This is a genomic window from Streptomyces lunalinharesii, from assembly GCF_039532155.1.
In the GTDB taxonomy this organism is placed as follows: domain Bacteria; phylum Actinomycetota; class Actinomycetes; order Streptomycetales; family Streptomycetaceae; genus Streptomyces; species Streptomyces lunalinharesii.
Map to the genome: position 1 here is coordinate 47,754 of NZ_BAAARK010000040.1, position 6,463 is coordinate 54,216.

The window sequence follows — 6,463 nt, forward strand, 5'->3', positions numbered from 1 at the left end:
ACAGTCGTCCGTGGCGGACGACTTCGAGCCCGGCGAATCATCGAAGTCGTCCTCCTGGTGTCTTCGCTTCCACGCTCTGTAGCGGCACGGTTACGGGCATGGGTAACAAGCCCCCTCGCCGCTTCCCCGTCGTGCTCTACGCCGCAGCGGGCGAGCCCGAGCCGCTCGCCGACTACTGCCGCCAGTACGCCCACGCCCGGGACTGGGACGCCATCGAGACCGCGACGGACACGGACCGTTCGGCCCCGCTGACCTCCCGCCCCGGCTGGACCCGGGTACTTGAACTTCTTGCCGCCGGCACCGTGCGAGGTGTCGTCACCTACTCGGCGCAGATGATCGCCGAATCCACGACCGACTTCGACGCAGTCCGGGACGAGTTGCAGGACCGCGACGCCTTCCTGAGCGTCGCCCGGTCCATCACCAGCACGCCCCACCCCCCGACCCGCCACACCGCCGCCCAGGCCACCCGCCGCCGCGACGTCGCCGACATCGCAGCCGGATACGACGGCTGCGGAACAGAGAGGGAGAGCGCCGCAACGGCCTCCCCCTCGGCGGGCATCGGTGACCTGGTCCACGACCACGTCGCCGACCGCAAAGGCGTCGTGACCGACCTCGCCGTCGGCGGCCAGCCCGTCCTACGCCCTCTCTTCGGCAGCGGGTCGACCTGGATCCCCGAGGACCTCGAAGAGATCAAGGTCGAGGCCCGGCGGGGCGCCTGGAGGCTCCCGTGAGCCCCATCGGAACCCGCCGCGCCATCATCGGCCCGTACCCGCCGGGCGAGGTGGTCTTCGACATCATCGCTCAGGCCGTCGGTCGGATCGCCGACCCCGACGCCTACCCACCCGGTTGCCTCAGCTGCAAGTGCGTCCTCGTCGTTCCCCTCATCGGCAGCGCCCCCGCGTGGCAGGCCGAGCCCGAAGCGCTGCGCACCGCGGCCCCCGAGGAGATCACGGCCACCCTCGCCGACGGAGTTGAGCAGTGAGCGCCCGGCGCCCCGAGGTGGGCGACCTGATGACCAACGTCCTCACTGACGCTGAGTGGGTGTGCACGGACATCGCCGGCGCGGCGACCGACACCCCGGTGTGGCTGCTGCGCCCCCGCCACGGCGCGGACCCCAAGCGCTTCCTGCGCGTGGACCACCGCGACATCGTGACGTACGCCGTCACCGCACCCCGAGGTGAATGGGGGCAGCCGTGAGTGGCCATCACGCTCGTCCGACGAAGCCGGCCGGCGAGGGCCTGTGGCGCCCACTGACGTTCCTCGCCGTAGTCGGCCTCGGGCCACCCCTCGCGATCGTCAGCAGCTCCCCGCACGCCCACGCGGCACCCGCCGGCATCGAACGCCCCGAACTCACGACCGACACCACCGGGGAGCATCACGGGACGTCCGCACCACCTCGGTACGTCCCGCACACTGACCAGACCGGCTCCAGGAGGCACCTGTGAGCCGTCACGCGCGCCACGGGCCGCGCAGCCCCGCCCGGGAGGCCTCTACCGTTGCGGTCGCCGCGGTGGTCGTGGCGGCTGGCCTCCTGGCGGTGCTTTTCCTCGCCGCCACCTAGAACTCCGGCGATCGCGCGCTGAGCCCGCGGCCGCCAGCCACTCCATCCCTGGCCGCCGGGCCCCACGCTCGGCCTGGACCGGTGGCGGTCCCCCCAACGGTCATGGCGGGGCAGTCCGGAGGTGTCCCTCGTCGCCACCGGGGCCACCGCTCCACCTGGTCCTTCAAGCGAGGCCGAGCGGGCACGGAGGGGCCCCGGCGTTGACCGACCGCCGGGGGGCCGCCGTTGTAGCCCCAGCCGAAGCCGCCCAGTTCGTCCACGTGCTGAACACGGTCACGTGTCCGCGCTGGATGGGCCCGCGTCGGCCGGTGTGACGGCCAAGAGATCCAGTGGCACACCCCGCCGACGGGTCAGCCGCCAGCCATAATTGCTGGCGCCCTGCCGACGTAAGGGCGTTGTGTGCTCTACAGCTATGCGCGGGCGGTGCTGTAACCGGCCCCGGCCGTCGCGAGCAGCGGGGCCACGCCGTCGGGGTACCACGGCATCAGCGCGCTGGCCTCCTCCACCGTCACCCAGGCCGCCTCCGACACGTCCTCGTCGTGCCGGTCGGCCGTCGGTTCTCCGGAGAGGAACTCGGCGCGGAAGACGGTGAAGACGTCGTGTACTGCGGCATCGATGCGCTCACTGACGTGCACCACCGGGCCGGCCTCGACGACCACCCCGGCCTCCTGCCCGCACCCTCTCCGTCTTCTCCTCCGATTGTCCCGCCCTCCACCCGCCGCCGCAGGGCACCGCAGAAGGTGAGGGCCCTGTCACACTCCACCGTCCCGGCATGCGGCGGGCGCTGCCCCGGCCCTGTGTGAAGTCACTCCGGGTGCGTAGGCGACACTGGACGGGCCCGGCGGCGCGACGACGTCCGGCCGATGCTGCCGCCGCCGGGCCCCTCCTCGTCCCCCGGACCCCGGGCACCGATAACCCGGGCCCGTGGCGGTTGGGCCGAAGAACCCCGCGTAGAAGCGGGCTCAGTCCTTCGGGCGCTTCCACGACCAGTGCGAGGGGCCGTGCTCAGTCAGCGCCCTGCACACACCCTTGACCAGCGACTGCGGGTTCACGCAGCTGCCGGCCTTGTACTCCGTCCACTCCAGCGCATAGACGAACAGGTCCCGCACGTGCTCGGCAGCAGCTGCATCGCCGGCCGCCACGGTGAACAGCGCCTCGAAGGAGTCCGGGTCCTCCGAGGACCAGGCCGACATCAGCCGCAGGGTGTGTGCCCGGGCGGGCGGCACCCGCTCATCCAGGCTCTCCGTCTGCTCCTCGGCCTTGGAGGCGAGCTTGCCGGTGGCCCACTCGTTGCCGGTCACCATCGTGATCGAGTCGAGGAAGGCGGCTGTCGCCCGAGCCATCGACAGCAGATCGAACCCGCGCAGCGCCAGCACCGCGTCCAGGCGTTTGCAGGCGGGCTCGAACTCGCCGAGGGCGGCCTGCGCGACGGCGGCCTGCAGGTGGACTTGGGCGAGCTGGTGGTCATCGGCGGCGTACTTCACGGCGACAGGGCTCCTCGCGGTGACGGGGAATCAGCTGATACTGCGGTAGGCGACCAGACCCCTGGCACGCGCCGCGTGGCGGGGCCCGCGCCAGCTGCTGCTCCGCGACGCGCGGACCCCGCCAGCGAGTATCCCGCCCCAGAGATGATCAGTTCAGAGCTTTGCCCAGATCAGCGGGCTTCTGCCCGAGCCGCTACCCCGAGGTGAGCGCGCGCCGATGCGAGGACCGGATGCGAAGCCGTCACCGTAGATGCCGCAGCACCGCGTCGGGGCTGCACACTTCGCAGGCCACGGCGATCTCTGGATCGGCGAGCATCTCCATGGCCTGGGTGTCGGTGATGGCCTGCGTGCTGCGCGTCTGGGCGCAGTCGGGGCGGTGGATGAGCAGGTCTGCGCGCATCCAGTGTGGGGCGTCGTCCACCCGCCACCGTTGACGCTCTTCGGGCGGGGGCGGATCAAGGGAGACGTAGCTCTGCCCTGCTACGGGTTGGACGACGGGGTAGGGCGCGCTGATCGGCACGGTGCGTGTGACCAGCTGGGGCCCGCGGCGACGGTCGAACTCAGCGTCTGGGAGCTCGACGAGCAGGTCGTACCACCAGATTCCGGAGCGGTCGCGACGGCGTCGTACGACGGGGGCTCGTAGCATCTGGCCGTCCGGGAGTGTGATCTCCGCGATCGGAGCGGAGGGCGGGGTGCCGTCCTCGTCGGTCATTCGTCTGCGGACTGGTGCTTCAGCGCGGAGCGTGCCTTGGGCGGGTCATCAGAGGTAGCCCAGTACGCGTGGCAGACGACGGCAGTGGCGAGTTCGAGGCGGCGGGTACGCAGAGCCTCTACCTGGGCCTGTTCGTCCGTTGTCCAGCCGGGAGAGTCCGGCCTGCTGCTGGCGAAGTAGTGCCCGCCCGCTTCCTTGCTGCGTGTCCAGCCGGCCTGCGGGGCGACTGACCACGGCAGGCGGTCGTAGAGGGACTGCAGCTCGTCTTCGACACGCCGAAGGGCTGCTTGGGAGTCCAGCAGATCTTGAGGGAATTCGAACGTGTGCGCCACCGGCAAAGGGTACCCGGCGGTCACCTTCCGCCGCATCGCGACGTGAACGCTTAAGTCATTGACAAGTGATTAGCAGCTGAACACTATGAGGGTGGGTTGATTTCCACCCACCGCATCACGAGGCACCCAGGCGCGGCCGACTTCAGGCGAGCCCTGGGCGCGAGCACGAGAGAGGGCCGGGAGTTCCCGCTCCCAGCCCTCAGACCGGCAGGAGTTCACGCTCCGCGCCGATCTCCGGAAACCCCTATGCGTCTCACCGAGAGGGATCTCCATGCAGCATCTTCCCAAGCCCCACCACGAACTCACCACGCGGGGCACCCCCATCTCCACCCCCGGGACCCTGGTCGCCAGCCGCATCGCCGGCCCCTGCAGCGACTGCTTGGACTTCCGAGCCGTGAAGATCCGGTTCAGCGACGAACTGATCACCGTCACGTGCAAGTGCGCCACCACCGCCGGCCTCCTCGACGACATCGAGGGCGAGGACGGCGACGACCACGAGGCGGAGGGACGCGCCGCATGAAGTCCCAGAAGGACCAGGCCGCTGCCGCACGAGAAGCCGCTGAGGCCGCCCGCAAGGCGGGGGAGACCAGGCGGAAGTGCGAGCAGGAGCTCCGGCGCCACGGTGAGGCGATGAGCGGAGTACGCCGGTGACCAACCTGCCGCTGCCCAGCCGAACTGACGGTGACTCCATTGCCGCCGAGATGGCCCGCACCGCACACGAGCTGCGTGCCAGCGGCCACGACGACGAGACCGTCCAGCAGACGCTGATCGCCGACGAATTGACCATCGACATGCACCTCCGTCCGGCTCAGCCCGAGTGACCCTAGAGGCTCGGATAGCGCCGCGACACCGGCCGGGCGGTTCGGCTCCTCACCAGGAGCGGAACCGCCCGGTCTTCCCGTTGTAAACCACGGCCGACGGCACGGTCAGAAGCCGGGAAACGGTGGCCTCTCCCGCTGCTACTCCTCGGATGCATCCACTGGTTCGGGGGCAGCGACCGGAGTGTCGTCCGGCATGAAGAAGATGACGGTCAGGTCGGGACGTTGCCCGGTCCTCATGTTCAGGCAGCGCCACACCGTGTGCAGGCCGGCGCCTGTCCTCCAGATCCACTCCGTTCCGTCGAAGGAGGTCGGAGCGCCGGGGGCCGGAGAGTGATCTTGGTCTAGTTGTTCGCGGAGCTCGGTGAGCGCGGGGTCGTCTGGGTTCGCTCGGAGCCCAGCCTGGAGCACTGCGCGAGCGATCACAGTCAGGTCGCGGTGGTTGACCAGGCGGCGCTCAGCGTCGGAGTCGAGCAGCAGCCACGCCAACAGGCTGGACCTGTCCGTGGCCAGTGGCAGCTGCTCGGTGAGGGCAGGGGAGCCCTCGGTGATGCGCCAGCTGTGGTCGGCGATCGCCCACAGCGAGGTGCTGGCGAGGAAGAAGGCGCGCTCGTCCCCGGAGAGCGGGGCGCCGGTTTGCACTTCGAGCCGCTCACGCTCGGGGCCTTCGATCCCCAGCGCGTCGAGCACCGCGGTGTACGCCTCAGCTCCCGGCCAGCCAGTGCCGGCCTCCAGCGCCTCAAGGCGTTCAGGCGCGATCCCCGCCTGCTGGGCGAGCTGCTGCTGGCTCAACCCGACGCTGTGTCGCCGGGCGATGAGGATGTCTTTGGTGACCATCGAGAACATATAGGCCGACAATACCTTTATGCCGCCAAAGTCTCGGACAGGCCGTTCGGCCACCATTCCTCCCAGTGGTGCTACGGCACGTACTCGCGGTGGTCCAGCCCGTACAGCAGCATGTCCATCCGCTCACCCGTGTTGATGTTGATCGCCGGCGCAGGGTTCGCGCCTTCGCGGCGAAACCCGGTGCGTTCAAGGAGCGCAGCCGAGCGGCTGTTCCGGACGTCGCACTCGGCATAAACGCGGTGCAGCCCGCGCGCGAAGAGGTGGTGGAGGACAGAGGTCACCATCTCAATGCCGTACCCCTGGCGGTGGAAGGCGGGTGCCAAGGTGAAGCCGACTTCGGCCTGCAGCAGGCCCTCGTCGAGACGTACACCGAGATCGCCAGCGAGGGAACCGGTGCCCTTGTGCTCGACTGCGTACTGGAACCAGCCCGCCTGTGTGGGGTCTTGGCTCGCGTAGAGCAGCACCTGCTGCTCCGCAGTCTCGGGGGTCAAAGGAGAGCGCCATGCCTGGTATCGAGCGATGGCGGAGTCATTGCGGTAGGCGCGCATAGCCGGCGCGTCAGCGAGGGTGAAGCGGCGCAGTATCAACCGTGGCGTTTCGATCATCCGGGCAGCCTGGCACGCAACGGACACCAGAAGAACGGCCGGTCCCAGTCGGAACGTAGACGTTGCGCTCGCTGCCGCTCAGGACTTCCGCTTCGAGGGCGACGT

13 protein-coding genes are annotated in these 6,463 nt (G+C 69.8%); 7 read left to right on the plus strand and 6 right to left on the minus strand.

Going from position 1 to position 6,463, the window contains the following annotated elements; genetic code table 11:
* Positions 1 to 98: 98 nt before the first annotated feature.
* The 4 genes from ABD385_RS35020 to ABD385_RS35035 are packed head-to-tail and all read left to right on the plus strand — an operon-like array spanning position 99 to position 1,445.
* A complete protein-coding gene (locus ABD385_RS35020; RefSeq protein ID WP_344583534.1) occupies positions 99 to 731 on the plus strand; it encodes a recombinase family protein in 633 nt (210 codons plus the stop codon).
* Positions 728 to 982: a hypothetical protein gene (locus ABD385_RS35025; protein ID WP_344583536.1), complete on the plus strand. Its 255-nt coding sequence runs from the start codon at positions 728 to 730 to the stop codon at positions 980 to 982. Before ABD385_RS35020 ends, ABD385_RS35025 begins: the two co-directional genes overlap by 4 nt.
* Complete coding sequence (locus ABD385_RS35030) at positions 979 to 1,197, plus strand: hypothetical protein (protein ID WP_344583538.1); 219 nt, start codon at positions 979 to 981, stop codon at positions 1,195 to 1,197. Before ABD385_RS35025 ends, ABD385_RS35030 begins: the two co-directional genes overlap by 4 nt.
* Positions 1,194 to 1,445, plus strand: coding sequence for a hypothetical protein (locus ABD385_RS35035; protein ID WP_344583539.1), 252 nt, complete (start codon positions 1,194 to 1,196; stop codon positions 1,443 to 1,445). The genes ABD385_RS35030 and ABD385_RS35035 overlap by 4 nt, the downstream gene beginning before the upstream one ends.
* 526 nt (positions 1,446 to 1,971) lie before the next feature.
* On the opposite strand, the gene ABD385_RS35040 is transcribed toward ABD385_RS35035, so the two are convergent.
* The 4 genes from ABD385_RS35040 to ABD385_RS35055 all read right to left on the minus strand — a co-directional run bounded on the left by ABD385_RS35040 (position 1,972) and on the right by ABD385_RS35055 (position 4,089).
* Complete coding sequence (locus tag ABD385_RS35040) at positions 1,972 to 2,220, minus strand: NUDIX hydrolase (protein WP_344583540.1); 249 nt, start codon at positions 2,218 to 2,220, stop codon at positions 1,972 to 1,974.
* A 303-nt stretch (positions 2,221 to 2,523) separates the two neighbouring features.
* Entirely contained in the window at positions 2,524 to 3,045 is a 522-nt protein-coding gene (locus tag ABD385_RS35045; protein ID WP_344583541.1) for a hypothetical protein, read from the minus strand.
* A 241-nt stretch (positions 3,046 to 3,286) separates the two neighbouring features.
* The gene (locus tag ABD385_RS35050) at positions 3,287 to 3,757 is read right to left on the minus strand and encodes a DUF6233 domain-containing protein (RefSeq protein WP_344583542.1); all 471 of its coding nucleotides are present in this window, start codon (positions 3,755 to 3,757) and stop codon (positions 3,287 to 3,289) included.
* Entirely contained in the window at positions 3,754 to 4,089 is a 336-nt protein-coding gene (locus ABD385_RS35055) for a hypothetical protein (protein WP_344583543.1), read from the minus strand. The genes ABD385_RS35050 and ABD385_RS35055 overlap by 4 nt, the downstream gene beginning before the upstream one ends.
* A 271-nt stretch (positions 4,090 to 4,360) precedes the next feature.
* Here ABD385_RS35055 and ABD385_RS35060 point away from each other — a divergent pair, with 271 nt between their 5' ends.
* Genes ABD385_RS35060 through ABD385_RS35070 form a run of 3 tightly spaced genes read left to right on the plus strand, consistent with a single transcriptional unit; the run spans position 4,361 to position 4,910 of the window.
* Positions 4,361 to 4,609 (plus strand): hypothetical protein, encoded by a 249-nt coding sequence (locus ABD385_RS35060; protein WP_344583545.1) that lies wholly within the window; start codon positions 4,361 to 4,363, stop codon positions 4,607 to 4,609.
* A complete protein-coding gene (locus ABD385_RS35065; RefSeq protein WP_344583546.1) occupies positions 4,606 to 4,740 on the plus strand; it encodes a hypothetical protein in 135 nt (44 codons plus the stop codon). The genes ABD385_RS35060 and ABD385_RS35065 overlap by 4 nt, the downstream gene beginning before the upstream one ends.
* Positions 4,737 to 4,910 carry a hypothetical protein gene (locus ABD385_RS35070; protein WP_344583548.1) on the plus strand — a complete coding sequence of 58 codons (174 nt, stop codon included), beginning with the start codon at positions 4,737 to 4,739 and terminating at the stop codon, positions 4,908 to 4,910. Before ABD385_RS35065 ends, ABD385_RS35070 begins: the two co-directional genes overlap by 4 nt.
* 138 nt (positions 4,911 to 5,048) lie before the next feature.
* Here the strand turns inward: ABD385_RS35070 and ABD385_RS35075 are convergent, their stop codons facing one another.
* Entirely contained in the window at positions 5,049 to 5,753 is a 705-nt protein-coding gene (locus ABD385_RS35075) for a helix-turn-helix domain-containing protein (RefSeq protein WP_344583550.1), read from the minus strand.
* A gap of 71 nt (positions 5,754 to 5,824) precedes the next feature.
* Positions 5,825 to 6,358: a GNAT family N-acetyltransferase gene (locus ABD385_RS35080; protein WP_344583551.1), complete on the minus strand. Its 534-nt coding sequence runs from the start codon at positions 6,356 to 6,358 to the stop codon at positions 5,825 to 5,827.
* Positions 6,359 to 6,463: the final 105 nt, after the last annotated feature.

Excerpts from the sequence above, each read along its gene's own strand:
- ABD385_RS35020 (WP_344583534.1), top strand. The coding sequence starts at position 99 with ATGGGTAACAAGCCCCCTCGCCGCTTCCCCGTCGTGCTCTACGCCGCA.
- ABD385_RS35050 (WP_344583542.1), bottom strand. The coding sequence starts at position 3,757 with ATGACCGACGAGGACGGCACCCCGCCCTCCGCTCCGATCGCGGAGATC.
- ABD385_RS35060 (WP_344583545.1), top strand. The coding sequence starts at position 4,361 with ATGCAGCATCTTCCCAAGCCCCACCACGAACTCACCACGCGGGGCACC.
- ABD385_RS35065 (WP_344583546.1), top strand. The coding sequence starts at position 4,606 with ATGAAGTCCCAGAAGGACCAGGCCGCTGCCGCACGAGAAGCCGCTGAG.
- ABD385_RS35075 (WP_344583550.1), bottom strand. The coding sequence starts at position 5,753 with ATGTTCTCGATGGTCACCAAAGACATCCTCATCGCCCGGCGACACAGC.
- ABD385_RS35080 (WP_344583551.1), bottom strand. The coding sequence starts at position 6,358 with ATGATCGAAACGCCACGGTTGATACTGCGCCGCTTCACCCTCGCTGAC.